The sequence below is a fragment of the Sulfitobacter sp. 1A12056 genome (assembly GCF_043558125.1).
GTDB classification, from domain to species: domain Bacteria; phylum Pseudomonadota; class Alphaproteobacteria; order Rhodobacterales; family Rhodobacteraceae; genus Sulfitobacter; species Sulfitobacter faviae.
Genome location: NZ_JBIFFY010000003.1, coordinates 170,569 through 192,959 on the forward strand (window position 1 = coordinate 170,569; position 22,391 = coordinate 192,959).

Here is a 22,391-nt window from a genome sequence, read left to right on the forward strand (position 1 = left end):
GCCGCCGATTGCTTGCGAAACGGCGCGTTTCGCCGCAATCTGGCGCGAGGAGAATAAGCCGGAACACCGGCACAGGGGAGGAGACACCATGACATTCGCCGGGATCGAAGACCGCAATGCCATCGCGGCGGAAATGCCGTGGGAAGACCGCGATGTGGCCAAGACGCTTTACGGAATGCTGAGCAATACGGCCGCGAAATTCCCCAACCACAATGCCGTCAGCTATCAGATTTTCTCGGGCCCCAAGGACAAGGCCGAAACGCTGTCTTGGAAAGAGTTGCATGGCCGCGTGACGCAGGCGGCAAACCTCTTCCGCAGCCTCGGCGTGGGTGAGAAGGACGTGGTGGCCTATGTGCTGCCCAACTGTAACGAGACGACGATCACCCTGCTGGGCGGTGCCGTGGCCGGTATCGTGAACCCGATCAACCCGCTGCTGGACGCCGAACAGATCGGTGCCATCCTGCGCGAAGTGGGCGCCTCCGTCGTCGTCACCCTGCGGCCTTTCCCCAAAACGGATGTGGCCCAAAAGACCGCCGAAGCGGTGCGGCTTGCGCCCAAGGTGCACACGGTGCTCGAAGTTGATCTCGTGCGCTATCTCACCCCGCCGAAAAGCTGGATCGTCCCGCTGGTGCGGCCCAAGGGGATGGTGAACAACCAAGCTAAATACCTCAACTTCAACGCCGAGATCGCCAAGCAGAACACCTCGCTCAACTTCGAGGATGTGCAAGAAGATCGCGTTGCCTGCTATTTCCACACTGGCGGCACCACCGGCATGCCCAAAGTGGCGCAGCACAAGTATTCGGGCCTCATTTACAACGGCTGGCTGGGGCATCGGCTGCTGTTCAGCGAGCAAGACAATATCATGTGTCCGCTGCCGCTGTTCCACGTCTTTGCCTGCCATGTGATCCTGATGGCCGCCGTCTCGTCCGGCGCGCATGTGGTCTTCCCGACGCCGCAGGGCTATCGCGGGGATGGTGTCTTTGACAACTTCTGGAAGTTGGTGGAGCGGTGGAAGATCACCTTTATCATCACCGTGCCTACGGCGATTTCGGCCAAGATGCAGCGCCCGATTGATGCGGATGTCAGCACGGTGAAAACCGCCTTCTCCGGCTCCGCCCCGCTGCCGCTGGAACTCTTCCGCCGGTTTGAGAAGGCCACGGGCGTCACGCTGGTCGAAGGCTACGGCCTGACCGAGGCGACCTGCCTTGTCTCTTGCAACCCGACGGACGGCATCAAGAAGGTTGGCTCCATCGGTATCGCCTTCCCCTATTCAGACGTGCGGATCATCAAGGGCCCTGTGGATGGGCCGATCGACGCGGAGACGGATGAGATTGGCGAGATCTGCGTGTCGAACCCCGGCGTCTTCTCGGGCCATACCTATGTCGAGGAAGACAAGAACAAAGACCTCTTCTACCACGGCAAATACCTGCGCACCGGCGATCTGGGCCGGATCGACAGCGATGGCTATATCTGGATCACGGGCCGCGCCAAGGACCTGATCATTCGCGGCGGTCATAATATTGACCCTGCCGAGATCGAAGAGGCGCTGCTGGGCCATGAGGCCGTCGCCTTTGCGGGTGCCATCGGCCAGCCCGACCCCCACGCGGGCGAGGTGCCCTGCGCCTTTGTCGAACTCGTTGAGGGTGCCAATGTCACCGAAGAGGAGCTGCTGGCCTATGCGCGCGAGCATGTCGCCGAACGCGCAGCCCAGCCCAAGCACCTTAAGATCATGGACGAGCTGCCCAAGACGGCTGTTGGCAAGATCTTCAAACCCGATCTGCGCAAGGATGCGATCACGCGGGTCTATAACGGCAGCCTTGAAAAGGCGGGCTGTGCCGCGCGGGTGACCGAGGTGGTGGACGACAAGAAACGCGGGTTGGTGGCGCAGGTCACGATGAACGACGCGACCCATGACGAGGTGTCAAAGGTGCTCAGCGTCTACACACGCCCTTGGGAACCGGTCAGCTAAACGACTCACGCAAGAAAGGGCGGCACGCCGCCGCCCATCCCAAAATCCCCTGATTGCAGCCCCGCTGCGTTGCGCCGATGCACATTTCCTGTGTATCGGCGCAAAAATTTTAGGCTGTTTACCTGTAGTTAGCCCCCGGCCTTTCGTTTCGGGCATAGCGCCTATGCAAATTCTGCGGGTTCAAAATAGGGTCAGAGCGTACTACTTCTGCATTGCAGCATTGATAATGCACTTGCAGCATTCTGAAAGGAGTTGCGCTTATGACGATGGCAATCTCACGTGGCACTACCCTGAGCTCCGCGCTCGATGGGCTTCATCACAGCGTTGACGGCATGCGCCGTCGCGTGGCCCAGATCAAAGCCCGGCGCGCAGCTTACAACCGAACTTTCACAGAACTCAACGTACTGAGCGATCGCGAACTGTCCGATATCGGCATCGCACGGTGCGAGATCCGGCGTGTGGCGTCGGAAGAACTTTCAAAGGAACAGACCTATGAAGTATGACAACACCCTATCCGCCCCCCATGGTTTCTCCCTGCGTGATGCAACCGCTCCGGTTTTCGGTGCCTTTGGTACCGCTGCGGGCAAAGTCGGCTCCCTGCTGGCACGCGGCGTCACTCAGATGCAGATCTCGCGCATGCAGTCCGTCCTCAACAGCATGAGCGACGCACAGCTTGAGCGCGCGGGCATCGACCGCAACCAAATTCCCCAGCACGCCCAAGCGCTGGTGACCGAAGAATACGACGGTCTCTAAGCCGCCGCGCTTTTAGACCCTCAGCCATCAATGTCGCGCCTTACGCGCTGCATTGTCAGGTGCCGGACCCCGCTCCTTCCCGGGTTGATCTGACACCGCATATTAACGGTCCTCCTCCTCCCGGACCCGTTATACCGGCCGGCAAGCTTACCTCCTCCCAAGCTTGCCGGCCCATGCTTTCCACCGAATTATCAGTGCGTCGCCGTATCGAGCCAGAGGGTCACCGGCCCGTCGTTGACCAGCGCCACGGCCATATCCGCGCCGAACCGTCCGGTCTGCACGGGGATGTCGAGCCCGGCGAGGCTGTGGGCGAAATGGGAATAGAGCGCCTCGGCCATCTCGGGCTTCGCTGCGCCGGAAAAGCCGGGTCGGTTGCCGCGCGACGTGTCGGCAGCAAGGGTGAACTGGCTCACCACCAAGGCGCCGCCAGCGGTCTGGGCTAGGCTCAGGTTCATCTTGCCGCCTTCGTCCTTGAACAGCCGCAGTTTGGAGATCTTTAGGGCCAGTTTCTCGGCGGTCTCTTCGGTGTCTTCGGGCATGGCGCAGACGAGGATCAGGAGGCCGGGGCCGATTTCTCCGATAACCTCGCCCTCGACCGTGACCGAAGCCTCGGTCACCCGTTGCAGCAATGCGCGCATGTCAGTCTTTCCAATCAATGATGTCAGAAGGGGCGGCCCGCTCGGTGCGAAAGGCGTTCGCGGGATGCGTCTCATCGGCATAGCCGAAGGAGATCGCGCAGAGCACCAGCCGGTCTTCGGGCAACGCCAGCGTCTCGCGTACCAAGGGCGCATAGGCGGCGATGGCGGCCTGCGGGATGCTGGCCACGCCAAGGGCCGTCGCGGCGAGGGTGAAGGCGGTGATGAAGCCGCCGCAGTCCATCGCGCCATAGGGGCCAAGCTCGGCCGGGGCGGTCACGATGGCCACATGCGGCGCGTCGAAAAGCGCGTAGTTGCGCAGCATCTGCGCCCGACGCGCGGCGCGGTCGGATTTGGCGATGCCAACCGCATCATAAAGCTGGAAGCCGCAGGTGCGGCGGCGTTCGGCATAGGCCCCGGAGTAACCCGCGGGCCATGGCAGGTCTGGCGCGACCGGGGTGTCGGCGCTGGCGGCTTCAAGGAGTGCGGCGCGAAAGGCATCGGTGCCCGCGCCGCGCGTGATGGTCACCTGCCACGGCTGCGCATTGCACCACGAGGGCACATGGCGCGCGGCGCTGACGATCTGAGTGATGCTCTCTTTGGGGACGGGATCGGGCCGAAAGGCGCGGCAGGAATAGCGCGCCTGCAAAAGATCGGTGAGCTGGTCGTAAGTCTGGGTCATTGCTGGGCCATGAAATAGCCGACGATGGCGGCGGCGATCAGCCCCAGCACCACGGCAAAGGTGATTTTGACGGCGGAATAGGGGCGTTCGCCCTGCACCTTGCCGGAATGGCCGTTCACCACGAAACGATAGGTCTTGCCGCGGTATTTATAGGCAGCAAGCCAGACCGGCAGCAGGATATGTTTGAAGGTCACATCGCTGACTTGGGTGTTGATGTCATGCACCCGCTGGCGGTCGCCGCCGATGTCGAACTTCACGTCCCGCTCGATCACCCGGTCCATATGGGCGCGGGCCTGAACAAAGCCTTCCTCCAGCGTGATGCCATAAGCCTCGGCCCGGAAACCGGCGAGGTATTCGGGCGCATAGGGCTCCAGCGCCGAGAGGTCCCAAGGGTGCAGCGCGTCGGTGTGTTTCTTGGGCAGCGACCGGGAGGCCAGCACCAGCACATCGTCAAAGAAGCGTGCCACCCGCCCCGACGCCGCCCGCCAGCGGACTTTCGGCACCTGCTGCTTTACCCGCTTGCCGTTGCGCATGACGGTGCGCGTGACGTAATAGACCGTGCCCCGCTCCCCGCGATAGCTTGAGGCCGTTTGCGCGTCATAGGTCCAGAAGGGCACATAGATGCCCTGCATCCGGCGGCCCTTGCGGGCATATTGTTGCAGCCCGTTGGGGGCGAACCAAAGGCTGCCGAGCCAGTCTTTCATCGCATCGCGGGCGCGTTCTTCGGGCAGGGCGAAGGGCAGCACGGCGCGGGGTTTGATATGGCGGTTGGTGCCGGTGTCGATCACGACGGGCGTCGCGCAGAAGGGGCATTCGGCGGCGTGTTTGCCGGGTTCGAATTCCACCTGCGCTGCGCAGTTGGGACAGGTGGTGACGCGGGTCTCTTCCATCTCGGCGGCGGGCAGGGCGGCCTGCAATCCGGCGCGAAAGTCCTGTTCGGCGATGGCATGGGCGTGGCGTCCGCTGCCGTCGATCGGCTCCACATTGCCGCAGTGATCGCAGATCAGCAGCGCCTGCGCCGGGTCAAAGCGCATGTCCGAGCCGCAGGTGTCACAGGGGAAACGGTGCTCTTCAAGCGGGGCGGCGGGGGGCAGATCGGTGGCGGACATATGGGGTGCTTTGCAAGGTCAATCGCGGCGGGGCGGATGGGGGTGGCCCGTGGACCTGAGAGGCCACGGGCGGGACGCGCGCGAAGGGCGTGGGCCCACGCGCCTGCGGATCAGGCCGGGGGCGGCGGAGGCGGGGGCATCACCGTGAAAAGCTGCGCCAGTTCGGCCACGTCCTCGGCCCGCTGCCAGCCATCCTGCCCCGGTGTCCAGACCAGAGAATCGCGGGTAAGGCTGCCCTCACTCGCCTTGCGGCCCATCGCGGCTTTGGAGAAGGGGCCGGAAGTCGCGCCATCCTTGGCGATATGCCAGACCTTTTCGACCGGCGGCGGGGGCGGCGGCACTGGGGCGGCGGCGGTGGGGGCAGGGCGCGCGCCCCAAGGGCCAGCCTGCGCGGTGGCGGCTTGGGCCATGCTCATCCCCAGCCCCGCGCCGAGGCCCGTTTGCATCGCGGCCCCGCCCGCACCTTCGCGGCCAAGTGCCTCAGCCGCTTGGAATTGCATGTATTCGTTGAGGTTGCCGACCACGCCCATCGAAGTGCGCTTGTCCATCACCGCCTCGACCGCGGGCGGGAGGGAGATGTTTTCGATGTAAAGCTCGGGCATCGCCAGCCCGTATTCCGCAATCTGGGCGGCGATATCCTTGCCCACCAACTGGCCCAACTCGCGCGTGTTGGCGGCCATGTCGAGCACCGGGATGCCGGAGGAGGCGAGCGTGCGCGAGAAAGCCTGAACGATGATGTTGCGGATCTGGAACGAAATTTCGTCCATGGTGAACTCACCATCGGTGCCGACAATCTCGGTCAGGAATTTCGCGGGGTCGCTCACCCGCACGGAATAGGTGCCATAGGCCCGCAGGCGCACCGGGCCAAACTCAGGGTCGCGGGCGATGATCGGGTTCTTGGTGCCCCATTTTAGGTCGTTGAAGCGGGTCGTGTTGACGAAATAGATCTCAGACTTGAACGGGCTGCGAAAGCCGTGATCCCAGTGTTGCAGGGTCGTCATGATCGGCATGTTGTTGGTCTCAAGCATATAGAGACCGGGGGTGAAGACATCCGCCAGCTGCCCCTCATGCACGAAAACCGCCGCTTGCCCCTCACGCACTGTCAGCTTGGCGCCGTATTTGATCTCATGACCCTCACGCTCGAACCGCCAAACCATCGTATCGCGGGTGTCGTCGGTCCAATGGATGACGTCGATGAACTGGCCAGAGAGGAAATCGAAAATGCCCATGGGGATGGTCCTTATTCTTTCGTCGTAATGCTGCGTTACACCGGGCCGTCCGTCAACTCGCGCGCGATGATCCGGGTGATCGGGTTGACCTGCTCTGCCGTCATGCCGGGGCGCAGGCGCCGGTCGTAGAGCATCTTGAGCAGAAGTTCGTCATGTTTGGTAAGCAGGGCGAATTCGTCGTCGTCGTTAAAAATCGACGGGCGCGCGGCGGGGCTGTCATTGGCAAGGCCCAAGCCCTGCGCCAATTCCTCGTGAATGCAGGAAAGCCGCAGCAATTCGGGGTTTTCCGAGCGGATCACGGCCACGGCGGCGGTATAGACATTGGGGTTGTCCCCCGCGGCATAGGCGGCCACGGCGCAATAGGTGTCGCGGCGCATGTTGCGCATGGCCCGGAGCGAGGATTTGCTCACGCCCGCGACCTCTTCTGCCGCTTGAGCCAGCGCATCGACGCGGTCATCTTCCGAGGCCACGACCACCATGAAATTGGGCCTATCGCCGATCGAGATCGAATGCCCGGTCACCCGCGCCAAACGGCGGGCGAAGGCGTTGATCTTAGCGGTGTCGGACCGGCGCTGCGAGGGCGGCACGCTGTCGCCAAAGATGATCTGCATCCGCACCGGGGCATCCCAACGGCGCAGCGGGCTGGCGCCGCCTTGGCCTGAGAAATTGCCGTCATATTCGTTATATAGCGCGATCTGCTCGAAATTGCGCGCCAGCATTTCGCTGGTAAAGGGCGTGTCCTCTCCGCCCCCGTCTTGGCGCAGCAGATCTTGGCCCAACTGCGCCTTTTCGACCTGATGCAGATAGCTGCGCAGCATGGCGCTTTTTTGCGAGGTCGGTTTGGCCACCGCTGCCGGGGAGGGCGAGGCGGCGGCAGGGCGGGCCTGCGGTTTGGCGACCTTTTGCAAGACGGGCGCAGGTTCGGCGCAGGCCAAGAGCAGCGTGCTCAGCGCCAGCGCCCCTGCGGCGCGCAGATTTCTGCGCAGACGTCCTTGCATGGCCTGTTCCCTCACGTCGGTCTTAGCTTGGCACCGCGTTGCCGGTGGTATCGCCCAACCCCGTTTCGCGGGCCTTGGCGGCGGCGAGCGTGTCGCGCAGGCGGCCTTCCATCTCCTGCAACTCTTTCTCGGCATTGGCGCGTTTCGCCTTGCCCTCATCCGCGATTTGCAGGGATTCCTCAATGGTGCCGATCAGGTCTTCATTGGCCTGTTTCACCGCCTCGATGTCGAAGACGCCGCGCTCCATCTCTTGACGGATCACCTTGTTGCTATCGCGCAGGTTCTTGGCGTTGGAGGTGAGCAGTTCATTGGTCAGGTCATTGGCCTCGCGCACTGCATTTGCCGCCTCGCTGCTGCGCTGGATGGTGACGGCCTGCGCCAATTGCGTCTCCCACAGGGGCACGGTGTTGACCAAGGTCGAGTTGATCTTGGTCACAAGGCTTTTGTCATTCTCCTGCACCAGACGGATCGAGGGCAGCGATTGCATGGTGACCTGCCGCGTCAGTTTCAGGTCATGCACCCGACGCTCCAGATCATCACGGGCGGCACGCAGATCGCGCAGCTCCTGCGCGCGCATCACCTGATCGTCCTCGCCCGCCTTATCCAGCGCGGTCTGTTTGGCGGGGATGGTCTTGTGATCCAACTCTTCGATCTTGGCCTCCCCAGCAGAGATATAGAGCGCCAGTTCGTCGTAGAATTGCAGCGTCTTTTCATAAAGCAGGTCGAGCGATTTGATGTCTTTCAACAGCGTATGCTCATGCGCCAGCAGGTTGTCGGTGATCCGGTCGATCTGGCCCTGCACCTCTTCGAAACGGGCGGTGAACTTGGCAAAGGGCGTGGCGCGGCCCAGCAGTTTCTCCCACCAGCTTTGCTTGCGCCGCACGTCCAATTCCGAGACCGAGAAGCCGCGGATCGCGCTGACCATGGTGCGCAGGCTATCACCCGCGGGGCCGACATCTTTGTTGCGCACATCCGCCAGCATGGATTGGCTGATCTCTTGCAACTCGGCCTGCGCGGCAGAGCCGAAGCTGACGATGGACTGGGTATCGGTCACGTCGATCTCGGCCATGCGCTTTTGGATTTCCGCGCTCTGTTCGGGATCGGCTTTGTTCAGCGGCACGATGGCATTGGCATCCGCCGGTTCCGGCAAGACGGTTGCGTTCACTTCTTCCACCAACCCTTGCGATTGGGCAGCTTTGTCACGGAGGGCATCGGTCATCACTGATCTTCCTTAGTATTTGCAGGGGTGGGTTGCTCCAGTCGGACCCCCTCGCGAGAGAGGCGCGCCCGCAGCACGTCGATTTCCACGTTCAGATCGCTGCGGTCGTCCAGCAGCGATTTGGCCGTGCGCGCGGCAAAGTTCTGATCCAGATCGTCCAGCAAGGCGAGGTAGTCATCGCGTGCTTGGGTGTCTTGGTTGCGGGCATAGAGGTCGGCGAATTTCACCGTCGCATCATGCGCCCCGCGCAGATAGACGACAAGGTATTTGCGAGCGGCGGTCAGGTCGCGGGGGTCTTCTTCGACGGTGCGGATCAAATGGCGGGCGGTTTCTTGAAACTCCGCCAGCCGCGCTTCGGCGCGGCGGTCGCCCGCGCGCAGGATCGCTTGGCTCATGCCCGAGAGCAGTTTTTCGGCCTCATCCACCACCCGGGCGACGCGGTCTTGCTGGAAGGTGTCGATGCCCTCCATGCCCTTGTTCTGTAGCGGGTCGATGCCGAATGCGGCGAGGTGCAGCGCAGTGGCGGCGATGCCATAGAGCAGGGCCGCGGCGAGAGTGGGATCGTTGCTATAAGCGGCGAGGGCCGCGCCCGCACCGGCCAAGAGAGCTGCGAGGATCTTGCGCGGCAGGACGGGGCGGCGGGCGACTTTGCGCTCGTGGTATTCCGCCTCGGCCAGCAAGCCATCGCGCAGCAACCAGACGCCCGAAGCCAGCAGGAACGCGCCACCAAGGCCAAGCACCAGCGTGCCCGCGCCCCCGATGAGCGAGGTCGCCGCCAAGAGCACCGGCGGCAAGAACATCAGGTTCACCCGACCGCCCGCCGGATCGACGCGCAGGCGCGCGGTTTTGCGCGGGGCGCTGCCGGGGGTGGCGTCGGTGTCAGGGCTATATTTGCCGCCAAAGCGCTGCGCCATAGGTCAAAGCCCCCCGAGAAAACCGCTGGTGAGCCCAAGCAGCAGCACCAGCAACGCCGCAAAGGCGATTTTCTGAAAGGTCGTTGGCGCCATCATGTTTCCCCTTTTGCTGCCCCAGATCGGGCGCAGCGCCGTACCGGCACTGTCAGCCGCGCGCCCCACGAGCGAGGCTGCGCCGAGGATGATAACCACGAGCGCGGCTAAGGCCACCAAAAACATCACTATTCGCGCCATATTGCCCTTTTCTGACAGCGGTTTCGCGCTGATCTTGCCTGCCGTTCTCTATTCAACGCACGCAGGTCGGCCGCGTTCCGGAAACGCGCAGGGGCAGCTCGGGGCAGGGCCGTTCAGCGGCGGGGTTTTGGCCCCCGGCCTGTGGGTTTTGGCCCCGGTTTGCCGTTCGGTCGCCCCGTGGGGCGTGCCCCCGGTTTGCCGCCTGCTTTGCCAGCCGTCTTGCCCATCGCGGCCTTGCCACGCGGTGCGTTCTTTGCCTTGCCGCCGCCACGGCGGGGCGGCGGTTCGTCGTCTTCGCCCCGTTGCACGGGCAGGCCCGGTTGGCCCGCGCCGCCGAAACCGCCGGGCTTGCGGCGCGGCGGGCGACGCAGACCGGTGGGTTTCTTGGTGGCGGTGCCGCTGGGGTCTTCCAACTCGAGCCCCAGTTGATCGCGCACGACCTTGCGGCGCAGCTCTTCTACTTCGCCGATCTTCAATTCGCCCAGTTGGAACGGGCCGTAGGAGATGCGGATCAGCCGGTTCACGGTCAGGCCCACGGCCTCCATTGCGCGGCGAATCTCGCGGTTGCGGCCTTCGCGCAGGCCGACGGTCAGCCAGGCATTGGCCCCTTGTTGGCGGTCGAGCGTCACGTCCATCGGCTGAAAGTTCTCGCCCTCCACGGTGATGCCTTTGCGCAGCGGCTCCAGCATCTCATCCGTGGGGCGGCCATTCACCCGTGCGCGGTAGCGGCGCAGCCAGCCGGTGCTGGGCAGTTCCAGCTTGCGCTTCACCCCGCCGTCATTGGTCAGCAGCAACAGCCCTTCGGAGTTGAGGTCGAGCCGGCCCACGGTCATCACGCGGGGCATATCCTCGGGCAGGGCGTCAAAGATCGTCTCGCGGCCCTTTTCATCGCGGGCGGTGGTCACCAGTCCGGCAGGCTTGTGATACAGCCAAATGCGCGGCGGTTCGGGCGCGCCGACGGGGGTGTTGTCAACGGTGATCTTATCCTCGGGCGTGACGTTCAGCGCGGGCGAGGTGATCTGCTCCCCGTTCACGCGCACGCGGCCCGCTTCGATCATGCGCTCGGCCTCGCGGCGCGAGGCGATGCCCGCGCGCGACAGTACCTTGGCGATGCGGTCGCCGGTGGGGGCGCCTGCACTTGCATCGGTGTCAGAGTTTTGCGGGCCGGAGCCGGAGGGGGGCGTTTTTGCGTTCATGCACTGCGCTTACCCTGTTTCACGGGCTTGCGAAAGGGTGGCGTTTGCGGCCATGTGACGGGATGGAGTTTCGCTCGTATATGGGACAGGCCTTGGCCGAGGCCCGCGCCGCCGCCGCGCGCGGCGAAGTGCCAGTGGGGGCAGTGGTCGTCTCTCCGAAAGGGCAGATCGTTTCCGCCGCAGGCAATGAGACCCGCGCCCGCAATGACCCAACCGCCCATGCCGAGATGCTGGCCCTGCGCGCCGCCTGCGCCGCCGTCGGCTCGGAACGGTTGATCGGTCACGCGCTTTACGTCACGCTGGAGCCCTGCGCCATGTGCGCCGGTGCCATCGCCGCCGCCCGTGTGGAGCGGCTCTACTACGGCGCGGCGGACCCCAAATCAGGCGGCGTGGCGCAGGGCGCGCGGGTGTTCTCGCATCCCCAATGTCACCATGTGCCCGAGGTGTTCGACGGGATCGCGGCGGGAGAGGCGGAAGAGGTGCTCGTGAGGTTCTTCCGCGAGAAGCGAGGCCATTAGCCGGGCAGCGCCGGACCGGGGATGGCATTCAGGCGTCTCAACGATTATCCGGACGCCCCGCGTCCGGATCGCGCCCGACCCGCCCCCAGGGCGAGCGCGCTATGCGCCCCCGGTGCTGAAGCACCCGCTGGCCTCAAAAGGTCCACCGGACCTTTTGCGAGACGGCCATCGGCCTCGGGTCGGGCGCGATCCAGCCCTGCACAATGCAAAAGGCCACGCGAAACCGCGTGGCCCTTTGAAACTCAAAAGTCAGGCGATCTTACTTGATCTTGCCTTCTTTGTATTCGACGTGCTTGCGCGCAACGGGGTCGTACTTCTTGATGACCATCTTTTCGGTCATGGTGCGTGCGTTTTTCTTGGTCACGTAGAAATGGCCTGTGCCCGCGGACGAGTTCAGGCGGATCTTGATCGTGGTTGGCTTCGCCATGTGTCTTCTCCTGCTGCAGCGCCGCGCAGGCCTGCGTGAATTCTGAATTTCGGGTTCTAGTCAGACCCGCGCCCGAGTCAACCGCTATTTGCCCGCCCGGTGCCGAAAGACGCCGGTTTCGTCGAAAAACCTGCCTTTCAGCCTCGAAAGAGCAGGAATATGCGCGGAAGGCCTATAAGCCGGATTTTGTACCTGTCCGAAAACAGGCGATGACCATTCCTCTGACCGCACCGTTGCCGGTACGGCTATAGCTGCCAACCCGGACCTGCTGGGGCAGAAGAGCCCCGCCTTTGACCCGAAGATCATCGGCGCGCGGTCCCTATTTGGCATTGCTCCCGGTGGGGCTTGCCGTGCCAGAGCTGTTGCCAGCCCCGCGGTGGGCTCTTACCCCACCGTTTCACCCTTACCCCTCGGGTGTTCCGGCAAGCCGGACCGTAGGGGCGGTTTCATTTCTGTGGCGCTTTCCGTCGGGTTACCCCGCCCGGGCGTTACCCGGCACCGTTTCTTCTTGGAGTCCGGACTTTCCTCTACGTCGCTTTTGCCTCGCAAAAGCGACGCCGCGGATGTCAAACATGCGTGTGACGAGAGCGGATGTCGGTCATGCGACGCGAGTCGACGCAGCGGCCATCCAGCCTTCCGCGCAGTCCCGCCCTAGACGCCGCCGCGCGGCGCGTCAATGGGGGCGGGCAGGGCGGCAAGGTCTGCGGGGGTGAGAGGGCCGCGCCCCCATGGCCTGAACCGCATCCGAACGGCGCCCAGCAGCGTGTCATCGTCGCAGGGCGCGGTGAAGCCTGCGGCCTGCGCGGCGGCGCGAAAGATTGCGGTGGTTACGCTGTCAGGGCGGGGGGCATCGCCCGCAGGCAGAGCCAGTCCGCGTCCTGCGAGCCGGGCCCAATCGAATCGGGGGCCGGGGTCGATCTTGCGGCCCGGTGCCATGCAGGAATGGCCGATCACCCCTTCGGGCGGGATGTCGTGGCGCGCCATGATGCCGGGCAGGAGGGTTTCCAGCGCCCGCATCTGTGGCTCGGAAAACGGGTGGTCGCCACGGTTGTCCAACTCGATCCCGATGGAGCGTGAGTTGATGTCCTCCAACCCCGCCCATTCGCCTGCGCCTGCATGCCAGGCGCGTTGCTCTTCCTCGATCATCTGAATGACCTCTCCGCGCCCTGAAATCAGGTAATGGGCCGAGACTTCGGCAGAGGGGTCGCACAGCCGATCCAGCGCCGCTTGGGCGCTGGTCATGGCGGTGTAGTGCAGGACGATCAGCCGGGGCCGCAGCCCGTCGCGTCGCGGGCCGCAATTGGGCGAGGGATGCGCCGTCACGTCAGGCGCGGCGGGCATCTATCAGCCCTGTGCAGCCCGGCGGAAAGGGGTGGGATCCCAGTCGCAGGCGAAACCATCGCCATCGGGGTCCATGCCAAGGCGGTCCTTCTCAGGGCCACCGGCCTCTAGGAAGGCGATCTGTGCTTGGTCGGCGTGGCCGTATTGCGCGCAGGCGCGTTCGAACTTGCGGGCCTTGTTGAAACCGATGCGGCTATAAATCTGCTGACCGACCGACTGATTGGTTTGCAGCGCATAGGCGACGATATTCGGGCCGACATTGCGGCGCTCGGGCAGGGCCTCGGGTTGGACGACCTCATATTGCGCGCGGTTGGCGGCCACGCGGGCGGCGTCGTCTTGAATGCTGCGCTGGCCCGACACGGCGTCAAAGTTGTTCTCGTTCGAGATGCCCACGGCGTTGACCGCGGCGGGGGGCGGGTTCGACGGGCTGGCGTTCACCGGGGCCACGCCCGAGTTGGTGGCCGCATCATTGCCCAGACCGTTGCTGGCCCCACCCGGACGGGTGGCGGCGAGAACGCGGGCGGTTTCCGCCGCCGTCGCTTCGGGAGAGCCGTCATCCAAAGGCTGGGCGGTCACCTCTGAGGCGGCGGGCATGTAGCTGCCGTCGCCCGCCAGCGCGGCATCGCGCGCGCGCTGCTCGGCCTCGAAACTGCCGTCGCCAAAACCGACACCGCGCCCGGTGTTGACGTTCCCGGAATCGGGGATCGCCGGTTGGCAGGCTGCCAAAAGACCGCCTGCCGTCATCGCTAGAAGTGTCCGTGTGATCATCTGACCCGCTCTCGCTTCTTGTTCACCGCTCTGCGGCTTACCACCATTTCTCAGGCTTGGCCACAAAACCGGCGGCCTTCTCCAGCGCATAGGCGGAGGACAGCAGGTCTGCCTCTTCCCACGGGCGCCCGATCAGTTGCAGACCCAGCGGCAGACCCGTGCTGCTTTGCCCGGTGGGCAGCGCCACGCCGGGCAGACCGGCGAGGTTCACCGTCACGGTGAAGACATCGTTGAGATACATCGCCACCGGATCGGCGTCCTTCATCTCACCCAGACCGAAGGCGGCGGAAGGGGTTGCCGGGGTCAGGATGCTGTCGATGCCTTGGGCGAAGACGTCTTCGAAGTCCTTCTTAATCAACGTGCGGACCTTGCGGGCGCGGTTGTAATAGGCGTCGTAGAAACCGGCGGAGAGCACATAGGTGCCGACCATCACGCGGCGCTGAACCTCATGGCCGAAGCCCTCGGCGCGGGTCTTTTCGTACATCTCGGTGATGCCGTCGCCGTGGTCAAGCTTGGCGCGGTGGCCAAAGCGCACGCCGTCATAGCGCGCGAGGTTCGACGACGCCTCGGCGGGCGCGATGACGTAATAGGCGGGCAGGGCGTATTTGGTGTGCGGCAGCGAGATGTCGACGATCTCGGCGCCCGCGTCCTTCATCATGGCGATGCCGTCGGCCCACAGCTTTTCAATCTCCTCGGGCATGCCATCCATGCGGTACTCGCGCGGGATGCCGATCTTCTTGCCGCGAATGTCGCCGGTCAGCGCCGCTTCGAAGTCCGGCACGGCCAGATCGGCGCTGGTGCTGTCCTTGGCGTCATGGCCGCACATGGCCTCCAACATGATGGCCGCGTCGCGCACTGTCTTGGTCATCGGCCCGGCCTGATCGAGCGAGGAGGCGAAGGCCACGATGCCCCAACGCGAGCAGCGGCCATAGGTCGGCTTGATCCCCACGGTGCCGGTGAAGGCGGCGGGCTGGCGGATCGAGCCGCCGGTGTCGGTGCCGGTGGCGGCAAGGCAGAGGTCGGCTGCCACGGCGGCAGCAGAGCCGCCCGAGGAGCCGCCGGGTGTCAGTTCTGCAGTGTCACCTTCGCGACGCCACGGGTTCACCGCGTTGCCGTAGACCGAAGTTTCGTTGGACGAGCCCATGGCGAATTCGTCCATGTTGAGCTTGCCCAGCATCACCGCGCCGCTGTCGCGCAGCTTCTGGCTGACGGTGCTTTCATACTCGGGCAAAAAACCTTCGAGGATGCGGCTGCCCGCTTGGCTCGGTACGCCCTTGGTGCAGAAAAGGTCCTTGATGCCGATGGGCAGGCCGCACATCGCGGGGGCGTCGCCCTGTTTGATGCGGGCGTCGGCTTCGGCGGCCCGTTCCATCGCGATCTCTGGCGTGCGGTGCACGAAGGCATTAAGCGCGCCGGCGCCGTCGATGGCTTGGATGCAGGCCTCGGTCAGGTCTTTCGAGGTGGTCTCACCCTTGCGCAGGGCATCGCGGGCCTCGGCCAGGCTCAATTTGTTCAGATCGGTCATTATTCCACCACCTTCGGCACGGCAAAGAACCCTTCACGGGCATCGGGGGCATTGGCCAGCACGCGGTCCTGCTGGTCGCCATCGGTGACCACGTCTTCGCGCCGTTTCAGGCGCTGCGGGGTCACGGAGGTCATGGGCTCGACGCCGTCGACATCCACCTCGGACAGCTGTTCGATAAAGCCAAGGATGGTGTTGAACTCTTCCGCCAGCGCCGGCAGCGCGTCGGGTTCAACCTTGATCCGGGCCAGTTTCGCCACGCGTGCGGCGGTGTTTTCGTCGATCGACATGAACATCTCCATCTCTTTGAGGCTCCTCTACCGTTTGGGGGCGGGCCTCGCAAGGGTTTGAGAGGTTCGGAACGGAGCCGGGCGGCGCCAGACCGGGGGATGGTGCTTTGCTCGGAGGCAGTTGGGCAATTTATGGCCGCGGCGGTATTCGGTGATGTCGGGATGGCGTCCGGGTTGCGCAAGCGCCAGCCCGTCGGGCCGGACTGGCGCAGCCCGGCGGGCATGCGCCCTTGATTCCGGGCTAGGGTGGCATGTTCGGGGTTACTTGATTCCGCGCAGCATAGGGTCAAATCTGATGTTAGACCCACCGCAATCAGGAGGACCCCCATGAACATCATCTGGCTCGGCCATGGCTCATTCCGCATCGAGATCGAAGACCAAGTGCTGCTGATCGACCCTTGGCTCAAAGAAAACCCCATGCTGGACGACGCGCACCATGCCGATGCAATCAAAGGCGCCACGCAGATCCTCGTGACCCATGGCCATTTCGACCACACGGCAGATATCGCCGACGTCGCCAGCCGCACCAACGCTCCGGTCGCGGGGATGGTCGAGCTGATGGGCTGGCTGGAAAGCAAAGGCGTGCAGCAGACCACGGGCTTCAACAAAGGCGGGACGATCCGCGCGGGCGAGGTGGCGATCACCATGGTCCCGGCATCGCACTCCTCATCGGTAGATGGCGAGAACGGCCCGATCTACACCGGGATGGAGACCGGCTTCATGATCTCGGGCGAAGGGCATACGATCTACCATTCCGGTGATACGGCGATCATGGCGGATATGGATTGGATGGGCGACTACCACAAACCTGATATCGGCATTCTCTCGGCGGGCGGGCATTTCACGATGGACATGGCGCAGGCCGCCTATGCCGCCAAACGCTATTTCGATTTCAAGACCGTCATTCCCTGCCACTACCGCACCTTCGACGCGTTGGAGCAATCTGCGCAGACGCTGATTGACGGGCTTCCGGGCGTCGATGTGGTGGAGCCGCAGGTGATGCAGCCGATCACCGTCTGATCCTCCTCCGCCCCGACGCCTTGCGCGCCGGGGCGGAACGGGGGATACCTGAAGGAACTGCCGGGGAATGCTATGTTTGCCAAATCGACTGCCGTGATCTTGCTGCTGACACTGGGGGCCTGCGCCCCGTTGAGCCGGGCGGAGCCCACCGGCAGTGTCGGCTTTACCGGGGTGGGCGGCGACAGGCCGGTCATCTTCCCGGCGCATCTGTTGGTGTATCAGCCGCAGTAGACGCAAGGCGGGTCAGATGCCCAAAGAAGGTCACTTCATCAACCGCAGCAATTGGCTGCGCGCCGCCGTTTTGGGGGCCAATGATGGTATCGTCTCCTCGGCCAGCCTGCTGGTCGGGGTGAGCGCGGCGGGCATGACGCAGGGCAACGTCCTGCTGACGGGGCTTGCGGGGCTTACCGCCGGGGCGCTTTCGATGGCGGCGGGGGAATATGTCTCGGTCTCGGCGCAGGCGGATGTGGAGAAGGCCGATCTGGAGCGCGAGCGCGTCGCCCTGATCGAAGACCCGGACTATGAACTCAGCGAACTGGCCGAAGGGCTGGAGAACCGGGGCGTGCAAAGCGACCTGGCTCTAGAGGTCGCCACCCAGATGACCGACCATGACGCCCTCGGCGCCCATGCGCGCGAAGAGTTGGGCATGTTCGGCCTCGCCGGTCAGGCCGATCCGTTACAGGCGGCGGGCGCTTCGGCATTGGCCTTTGCCCTGGGCGGCGGGCTGCCGCTGTTTGCGGCGGTTCTGGCCCCGGCGGGGCTGCGCGGCGTGACCATTGCCTTGGTGGCGTTGCTAGCGCTGATACTGCTCGGCGCGGGCGGCGCGCAACTGGGCGGTGCGCCAAAGCGGCCCGCCATCGGGCGCGTGCTTTGCTGGGGAGGGCTGGCGATGGCTGTGACCGCCGGGGTCGGGCATCTCTTTGGTGCAATTGGATGACCGCAGGCTGAGATAGCACCAAAGAAAAAGGCCGGCCCCCTTCGGAGCCGGCCTTTCGTATCGGTTGGCAATGCGATTACTCGCGGTTGCCGAAGAGCGACAGCAACATCATGAACATGTTGATGAAGTCCAGATAGAGGCTCAGCGCGCCCATGATCGCGGCCTTGCCCAGCCACTCGGTGTCGCCATGATGGGCGTGGGCCAGATACTCGGTCTTGATCTTCTGGGTGTCATAGGCGGTCAGACCCGCGAAAATCAGAACACCGATTGCCGAGATCGCGAACATCAGCGCCGAGGAGGCGAGGAAGATGTTGACGATCGACGCGACGACCAGACCAATCACACCCATGATCAGGAAGCTGCCCCAACCGGAGATGTCCTTCTTAGTGGTGTAGCCCCAGAGCGACAGACCCGCGAAGGCGATGGAGGTGATCAGGAAGACCTGCGCGATGGAATAGCCGGTGAAGACCAGAAAGATCGAGCTGATCGAGATGCCCATGACAGCGGCAAAGGCGTAGAAAACGACCTGCGCCGTGGCGGCGGACATGCGGTTGATCATCGCGCCAAAGCCGAAGACAAAGGCCAGCGGGGCGAACATCACGACCCATTTCAGCGGCGAGGCATAGAGCGCATAACCCAATTGCGTCAGGTATTTATCCTGGCTGAGTTGGGCCACGGCTGCGGAAGGGTCGGAAGTGACCGAAAGGCCCGAGATGGCCCAGGCCGCGGCGAAGGTGATGAGCATGCCGATGGACATGGTGCCATACACCTTGTTCATATGAGCGCGCAGACCCTCGTCGATCGCGGAGACGCGCGACCCGGCAGCAGAGCGAATTGAATTGACGTCAGCCATTTAGTGACTCCCATTGGCAAAGTTGCGTGTCAAAAACCAAGCCGACACGTTCTTGGCTTTGAATATCGGGCCTGAGAGGGCGAATTTCAAGTGTCTTGCAGCCTGATATCACGGCAATAATCGCGGGTTTCGCGGGAGTAAGTTGTTCGGGGAGCGCAGGGCGGGGCGGCATGGCCTGCGGTCACCGCGCCCGGCGCGTTCGCAGTTGGCCCGTCGGCGGAAAAGCACCGATGCGTTTCGCGCAGGCGCGCGTCCGCGCGGCGGGCTGTCCCACCGCCTCAACTGCGGAAACATGGCATTTGAGGCATTCCGAGGGGAACCGATTGATATCCTTTGCGTTCATCTATTGGTTGCCGAGCGGGAAGCCGACAGACCCAAAGATAATTGGGGATTTTATGCCCGCCGGCCGTAGAATGAGAGGGGCAGTGCACCGCCTGAGGTTGCAGTCGATACAGGGCCGAATTTTACCATCACGTGAAATTTCTTGGCCGAATTCAACGCAACCGCTATGATAGGAGGTAGAACTTTCGCGCAACCCCTGCGGTATCGTGCGAGGCAACGGCACACTTCGTCCTTGTTTGGAACTGAGATTGGCACGGTCACATGTGCCCTATAAGGATTAGAGAATATGGTGCATGTGGTAGATGTACATGTAGGTAAGCGTATCCGACAGCGCCGCTGGCTGACGGGGATGACCCAGCAAAAACTGGCGGAACTGGTTGGGATCAAATTCCAGCAGATACAGAAATATGAAACCGGCGCGAACCGCGTCAGCGCGTCCCGGCTGTGGGATATCGCCGATGCGCTTGGGGTGCCTGTGTCCTTTTTCTTCGAAGGGCTGAAGGATGAGGAAGTCGGCGAGGGCGCGCCGATGGATGGGCTGCCTGCCGATCTGATGGCCGACAAGGAAGCGATGGAACTCGTGCGCTCTTACTACGCCATCCCAGAGAACCAGCGCCGCCGGTTGTTCGAACTGGCCCGCGTCTTGAGCGACGTGGCCTGAGCCCACCCCTTCGCGGCGGTAAGGCTCGGCTTTAACGCCATGACAGGCTTGCGCAGAGGGGCGCAAACTGTCAGGTCTTCGCCATGATGAACACCAGTGACTTCGATCCCGATATCCGCCGCGTCGCCCATCTGATGGCGGATGCGGCGCGGCAGGTGATCCTGCCCTATTTCCGCAGGCTTGATCTGCAGGCCGACAACAAGCTCGGCACCGGTTTTGATCCGGTGACGGAAGCCGACCGCGCCGCCGAACGGGCGATGCGCGATATCTTGGCGTCGGAGCGGCCTGCAGATGGCATCTTGGGTGAGGAATATGGCGCGCAGCCCGGCACGTCGGGGCTGACATGGGTGCTCGACCCCATCGACGGGACGCGCGGCTTTCTTAGCGGTACGCCGACTTGGGGCGTGCTGATCGCGGTTTCCGACGCCTCGGGCCCGTTCTATGGCATCATCGACCAGCCCTATATCGGGGAGCGGTTCGAGGGGGCGCCGGATGGCGCGCTGTTAAGCGGGCCGCACGGCAGCCACCCTTTGCAGACACGTGCGGCGCGGGATTTGCGTCAGGCCATCGTATTCACCACATTCCCCGAGGTCGGCAGCAGCGAGGAGGCCAGCGCCTTTCGCGCCGTCGCCTCGCAGGCGTTGCTGACCCGCTATGGCATGGATTGCTACGCCTATGCGCTGGTCGCGGCGGGGCAGGTCGATCTGGTGATCGAAGCGGGGCTGAACGCCTATGACATCCAAGCGCCCATCGCGGTGATCCAAGCCGCAGGCGGGATCGTCACCGATTGGCAGGGCAACCCGGTGCATGAAGGGGGCAGGGCGCTGGCCGCGGCCAACCGCGACATTCACGCCCAAGCGCTTGCGATCCTTTCCGCCTATTGATCCAATTGTCGGGAAGCCCCGGATTGACCGGCCCCGGCGGGATGCGATAAATCCCCCAGAAGGTCGGTTCTCTCGCCCGTTTTCCATCGGCCACACACACTTTGCATGAGACGGGCATAGCGAAAGTGTGACCTATGGCAGAGACCCTCATCCGCGGCGCGGATTACCTTATCACGATGGACGACACCCGGCGGGAGCTTGCAGGCGCGGACCTGCTGCTGCGCGACGGGATGATTGCCGAGATCGGGCAGGGCCTTCGGACAAAGGGTGAGATTGTCGAGGCGACGGGCTGTGTCGTCACGCCGGGCCTCGTGAACACCCACCACCATCTTTACCAAAGCATGACCCGTGCCGTGCCGGGGGCGCAGGATGCGCTGCTCTTTGGCTGGCTGCAACGGCTCTACCCCATCTGGGCGCGCATGGGGCCAGAGCATATGTTCGTCTCGGCCCAGATTGGGCTGGCGGAACTGGCGCTTTCGGGCTGTAGCCTGAGTTCGGACCACCTTTATCTCTACCCGAACGGCGTGCGGCTGGAGGATACGATTCACGCCGCCGCCGAACTTGGGCTGCGCTTTCATCCCACCCGCGGCTCGATGAGCATCGGCGAAAGCGATGGCGGCCTGCCGCCCGATGCGCTGGTGGAACGTGAGGCGGCCATTTTGGAAGACTGCATCCGCGTGGTCGACGCCTTTCACGACCCCGCCGAAGGGGCGATGTGCCGGGTCGGACTGGCACCCTGTTCGCCTTTTTCGGTCAGCCGGGAGTTGATGCGCGACACGGCGCTGCTGGCGCGCGACAAGGGCGTGATGCTGCACACCCATCTGGCCGAGAATGCCGAGGATGTGGCCTATTCACAGGAGAGGTTCGGCTGCAGCCCGGGGGAATATGCCGAAAGCCTCGGCTGGCTGGGCGATGATGTTTGGCACGCGCATTGCGTACAGTTGGACGGGGCCGAGATCGACCTTTTTGCCCGGACCCGTACGGGGGTTGCGCATTGTCCCTGCTCAAACTGCCGTCTTGGCTCGGGCATCGCGCCGGTGCGGGCGATGCTGGATGCGGGCGTGCCGCTGGGGCTGGGCGTCGATGGCTCGGCCAGCAACGACAGCGGCAATCTGGCCGCCGAGGCGCGGCAGGCGATGCTGTTGCAGCGGGTGGCCCGCGGTGCCGATGCGATGAGCCCGCGCGCGGCGCTCGAACTGGCCACGCGGGGCGGGGCGGATGTGTTGGGGCGGCCTGATTGCGGGCGGCTGATGCCCGGCAAACGGGCAGATGTGGCGATCTGGGATGTCTCGGGCGTGCACAGCGCGGGCAGTTGGGATCCGGCTGCGCTGCTTCTTGCCGGTCCCACGGCGGTGCGCGACCTTTTCGTTGAAGGCCGACAGGTGGTGCGCGATGGTCAAATCACCACCATCGACATGGCCGCTCAGGTGGCGCGGCAGAATGATTTGGCGAAAGGCTTGGCTGAATGAAGCCGGTTTTACTCTCGATACTGATACTGGCGGGGATGCCCGCCTTGGCCGACCCGATGGGCTTGGACAGGGTGAACGCCCTGCGCGATGTGAAGGGGTTGCAGCCCCTGAGCTATGACAGCCGTCTGGAGCAGGCGGCGCAAGACCACGCCCGCGACATGGCTGCGCATGACTATTTCAGCCACGAAGGCCGCGATGGCACCGATGTTGGCCGCCGCGCGGCGGTGGCGGGCTATGAATGGTGTTTCGTGGCCGAGAATATTGCCAAGGGGCAGCAGTCGCTTGATGAGGTCATGACCGGCTGGACCAACTCGCCGGGGCATTACCGCAACATGGTCGACGCCCGGGCCGAGGAGATGGGGCTGGTCCGGGCCGATGACGCGGTCTGGGTCATGGTGCTGGGCGCGCCCTGCTGAGCCCA

General features: G+C 64.0%; 26 protein-coding genes and 1 other RNA gene. 11 read left to right on the plus strand and 16 right to left on the minus strand.

The features are described 5' to 3' along the window. Positions 1 to 88: 88 nt before the first annotated feature. The 3 genes from ACGYLD_RS08975 (at position 89) to ACGYLD_RS08985 (ending at position 2,722) form a co-directional block, all read left to right on the plus strand. Positions 89 to 1,969 (plus strand): acyl-CoA synthetase, encoded by a 1,881-nt coding sequence (locus ACGYLD_RS08975; protein ID WP_394402165.1) that lies wholly within the window; start codon positions 89 to 91, stop codon positions 1,967 to 1,969. Between the two features lie 260 nt (positions 1,970 to 2,229). Then, positions 2,230 to 2,472 (plus strand): DUF1127 domain-containing protein, encoded by a 243-nt coding sequence (locus ACGYLD_RS08980; protein WP_067267708.1) that lies wholly within the window; start codon positions 2,230 to 2,232, stop codon positions 2,470 to 2,472. After that, the gene (locus tag ACGYLD_RS08985) at positions 2,462 to 2,722 is read left to right on the plus strand and encodes a hypothetical protein (RefSeq protein ID WP_394402168.1); all 261 of its coding nucleotides are present in this window, start codon (positions 2,462 to 2,464) and stop codon (positions 2,720 to 2,722) included. Before ACGYLD_RS08980 ends, ACGYLD_RS08985 begins: the two co-directional genes overlap by 11 nt. A 191-nt stretch (positions 2,723 to 2,913) precedes the next feature. Here ACGYLD_RS08985 and dtd read toward each other — a convergent pair whose 3' ends face one another. The 9 genes from dtd to ACGYLD_RS09030 form a co-directional block, all read right to left on the minus strand. After that, on the minus strand, positions 2,914 to 3,360 hold the full coding sequence (gene dtd, locus ACGYLD_RS08990; RefSeq protein WP_394402170.1) for a D-aminoacyl-tRNA deacylase: 447 nt from the start codon (positions 3,358 to 3,360) through the stop codon (positions 2,914 to 2,916). A 1-nt stretch (position 3,361) separates the two neighbouring features. Then, on the minus strand, positions 3,362 to 4,039 hold the full coding sequence (locus ACGYLD_RS08995; RefSeq protein WP_394402173.1) for a nitroreductase: 678 nt from the start codon (positions 4,037 to 4,039) through the stop codon (positions 3,362 to 3,364). Beyond that, positions 4,036 to 5,148: a primosomal protein N' (replication factor Y) - superfamily II helicase gene (locus tag ACGYLD_RS09000; RefSeq protein ID WP_394402176.1), complete on the minus strand. Its 1,113-nt coding sequence runs from the start codon at positions 5,146 to 5,148 to the stop codon at positions 4,036 to 4,038. The genes ACGYLD_RS08995 and ACGYLD_RS09000 overlap by 4 nt, the downstream gene beginning before the upstream one ends. Positions 5,149 to 5,258: 110 nt before the next feature. Continuing rightward, complete coding sequence (locus ACGYLD_RS09005; protein WP_394402179.1) at positions 5,259 to 6,377, minus strand: SPFH domain-containing protein; 1,119 nt, start codon at positions 6,375 to 6,377, stop codon at positions 5,259 to 5,261. 35 nt (positions 6,378 to 6,412) lie between these two features. Beyond that, positions 6,413 to 7,375: a DUF2927 domain-containing protein gene (locus ACGYLD_RS09010; RefSeq protein WP_271693211.1), complete on the minus strand. Its 963-nt coding sequence runs from the start codon at positions 7,373 to 7,375 to the stop codon at positions 6,413 to 6,415. Between the two features lie 22 nt (positions 7,376 to 7,397). Next, positions 7,398 to 8,594, minus strand: coding sequence for a toxic anion resistance protein (locus ACGYLD_RS09015; RefSeq protein WP_394402183.1), 1,197 nt, complete (start codon positions 8,592 to 8,594; stop codon positions 7,398 to 7,400). Next, on the minus strand, positions 8,594 to 9,508 hold the full coding sequence (locus tag ACGYLD_RS09020) for a 5-bromo-4-chloroindolyl phosphate hydrolysis family protein (RefSeq protein WP_394402186.1): 915 nt from the start codon (positions 9,506 to 9,508) through the stop codon (positions 8,594 to 8,596). The genes ACGYLD_RS09015 and ACGYLD_RS09020 overlap by 1 nt, the downstream gene beginning before the upstream one ends. 3 nt (positions 9,509 to 9,511) lie before the next feature. Beyond that, complete coding sequence (locus tag ACGYLD_RS09025) at positions 9,512 to 9,727, minus strand: hypothetical protein (protein WP_394402189.1); 216 nt, start codon at positions 9,725 to 9,727, stop codon at positions 9,512 to 9,514. Between the two features lie 128 nt (positions 9,728 to 9,855). Beyond that, a complete protein-coding gene (locus tag ACGYLD_RS09030) occupies positions 9,856 to 10,938 on the minus strand; it encodes a pseudouridine synthase (protein ID WP_394402190.1) in 1,083 nt (360 codons plus the stop codon). A 62-nt stretch (positions 10,939 to 11,000) separates the two neighbouring features. Between ACGYLD_RS09030 and ACGYLD_RS09035 the strand changes: the two genes are divergently transcribed. Then, the gene (locus ACGYLD_RS09035; RefSeq protein WP_394402192.1) at positions 11,001 to 11,456 is read left to right on the plus strand and encodes a nucleoside deaminase; all 456 of its coding nucleotides are present in this window, start codon (positions 11,001 to 11,003) and stop codon (positions 11,454 to 11,456) included. A gap of 259 nt (positions 11,457 to 11,715) precedes the next feature. Here ACGYLD_RS09035 and rpmG read toward each other — a convergent pair whose 3' ends face one another. From rpmG to gatC, 6 genes are all read right to left on the minus strand, one after another. Next, positions 11,716 to 11,883: a 50S ribosomal protein L33 gene (gene rpmG, locus ACGYLD_RS09040; protein ID WP_007119221.1), complete on the minus strand. Its 168-nt coding sequence runs from the start codon at positions 11,881 to 11,883 to the stop codon at positions 11,716 to 11,718. Positions 11,884 to 12,042: 159 nt separating this feature from the next. Continuing rightward, positions 12,043 to 12,523, minus strand: an RNA gene (rnpB, locus tag ACGYLD_RS09045) — RNase P RNA component class A. Positions 12,524 to 12,534: 11 nt separating this feature from the next. Beyond that, positions 12,535 to 13,224, minus strand: a complete 690-nt coding sequence (locus ACGYLD_RS09050) for an N-acetylmuramoyl-L-alanine amidase (protein ID WP_394402195.1) — start codon at positions 13,222 to 13,224, stop codon at positions 12,535 to 12,537. Between the two features lie 3 nt (positions 13,225 to 13,227). After that, on the minus strand, positions 13,228 to 13,992 hold the full coding sequence (locus ACGYLD_RS09055; protein WP_271693217.1) for a hypothetical protein: 765 nt from the start codon (positions 13,990 to 13,992) through the stop codon (positions 13,228 to 13,230). A 37-nt stretch (positions 13,993 to 14,029) separates the two neighbouring features. Beyond that, positions 14,030 to 15,517, minus strand: coding sequence for an Asp-tRNA(Asn)/Glu-tRNA(Gln) amidotransferase subunit GatA (gatA, locus tag ACGYLD_RS09060; protein WP_271693218.1), 1,488 nt, complete (start codon positions 15,515 to 15,517; stop codon positions 14,030 to 14,032). Then, entirely contained in the window at positions 15,517 to 15,804 is a 288-nt protein-coding gene (gene gatC, locus ACGYLD_RS09065; RefSeq protein WP_209219074.1) for an Asp-tRNA(Asn)/Glu-tRNA(Gln) amidotransferase subunit GatC, read from the minus strand. The genes gatA and gatC overlap by 1 nt, the downstream gene beginning before the upstream one ends. Positions 15,805 to 16,131: 327 nt before the next feature. Here gatC and ACGYLD_RS09070 point away from each other — a divergent pair, with 327 nt between their 5' ends. From ACGYLD_RS09070 to ACGYLD_RS09080, 3 genes are all read left to right on the plus strand, one after another. After that, positions 16,132 to 16,824 carry a metal-dependent hydrolase gene (locus ACGYLD_RS09070; protein ID WP_271693219.1) on the plus strand — a complete coding sequence of 231 codons (693 nt, stop codon included), beginning with the start codon at positions 16,132 to 16,134 and terminating at the stop codon, positions 16,822 to 16,824. A 72-nt stretch (positions 16,825 to 16,896) separates the two neighbouring features. Beyond that, on the plus strand, positions 16,897 to 17,055 hold the full coding sequence (locus ACGYLD_RS09075) for a hypothetical protein (RefSeq protein ID WP_156505794.1): 159 nt from the start codon (positions 16,897 to 16,899) through the stop codon (positions 17,053 to 17,055). A gap of 16 nt (positions 17,056 to 17,071) precedes the next feature. Then, positions 17,072 to 17,761 carry a VIT family protein gene (locus tag ACGYLD_RS09080; RefSeq protein ID WP_271693220.1) on the plus strand — a complete coding sequence of 230 codons (690 nt, stop codon included), beginning with the start codon at positions 17,072 to 17,074 and terminating at the stop codon, positions 17,759 to 17,761. A gap of 76 nt (positions 17,762 to 17,837) precedes the next feature. Here the strand turns inward: ACGYLD_RS09080 and ACGYLD_RS09085 are convergent, their stop codons facing one another. Further along, complete coding sequence (locus ACGYLD_RS09085; RefSeq protein ID WP_394400270.1) at positions 17,838 to 18,614, minus strand: Bax inhibitor-1 family protein; 777 nt, start codon at positions 18,612 to 18,614, stop codon at positions 17,838 to 17,840. A gap of 628 nt (positions 18,615 to 19,242) precedes the next feature. Between ACGYLD_RS09085 and ACGYLD_RS09090 the strand changes: the two genes are divergently transcribed. From ACGYLD_RS09090 to ACGYLD_RS09105, 4 genes are all read left to right on the plus strand, one after another. After that, complete coding sequence (locus ACGYLD_RS09090; RefSeq protein ID WP_394400268.1) at positions 19,243 to 19,617, plus strand: helix-turn-helix domain-containing protein; 375 nt, start codon at positions 19,243 to 19,245, stop codon at positions 19,615 to 19,617. Between the two features lie 83 nt (positions 19,618 to 19,700). Further along, entirely contained in the window at positions 19,701 to 20,501 is an 801-nt protein-coding gene (gene hisN / locus ACGYLD_RS09095; RefSeq protein ID WP_394402200.1) for a histidinol-phosphatase, read from the plus strand. 134 nt (positions 20,502 to 20,635) lie between these two features. Further along, positions 20,636 to 21,970: an 8-oxoguanine deaminase gene (locus tag ACGYLD_RS09100; RefSeq protein ID WP_394402203.1), complete on the plus strand. Its 1,335-nt coding sequence runs from the start codon at positions 20,636 to 20,638 to the stop codon at positions 21,968 to 21,970. Then, positions 21,967 to 22,386 carry a CAP domain-containing protein gene (locus ACGYLD_RS09105; protein ID WP_394402205.1) on the plus strand — a complete coding sequence of 140 codons (420 nt, stop codon included), beginning with the start codon at positions 21,967 to 21,969 and terminating at the stop codon, positions 22,384 to 22,386. Before ACGYLD_RS09100 ends, ACGYLD_RS09105 begins: the two co-directional genes overlap by 4 nt. Positions 22,387 to 22,391: the final 5 nt, after the last annotated feature.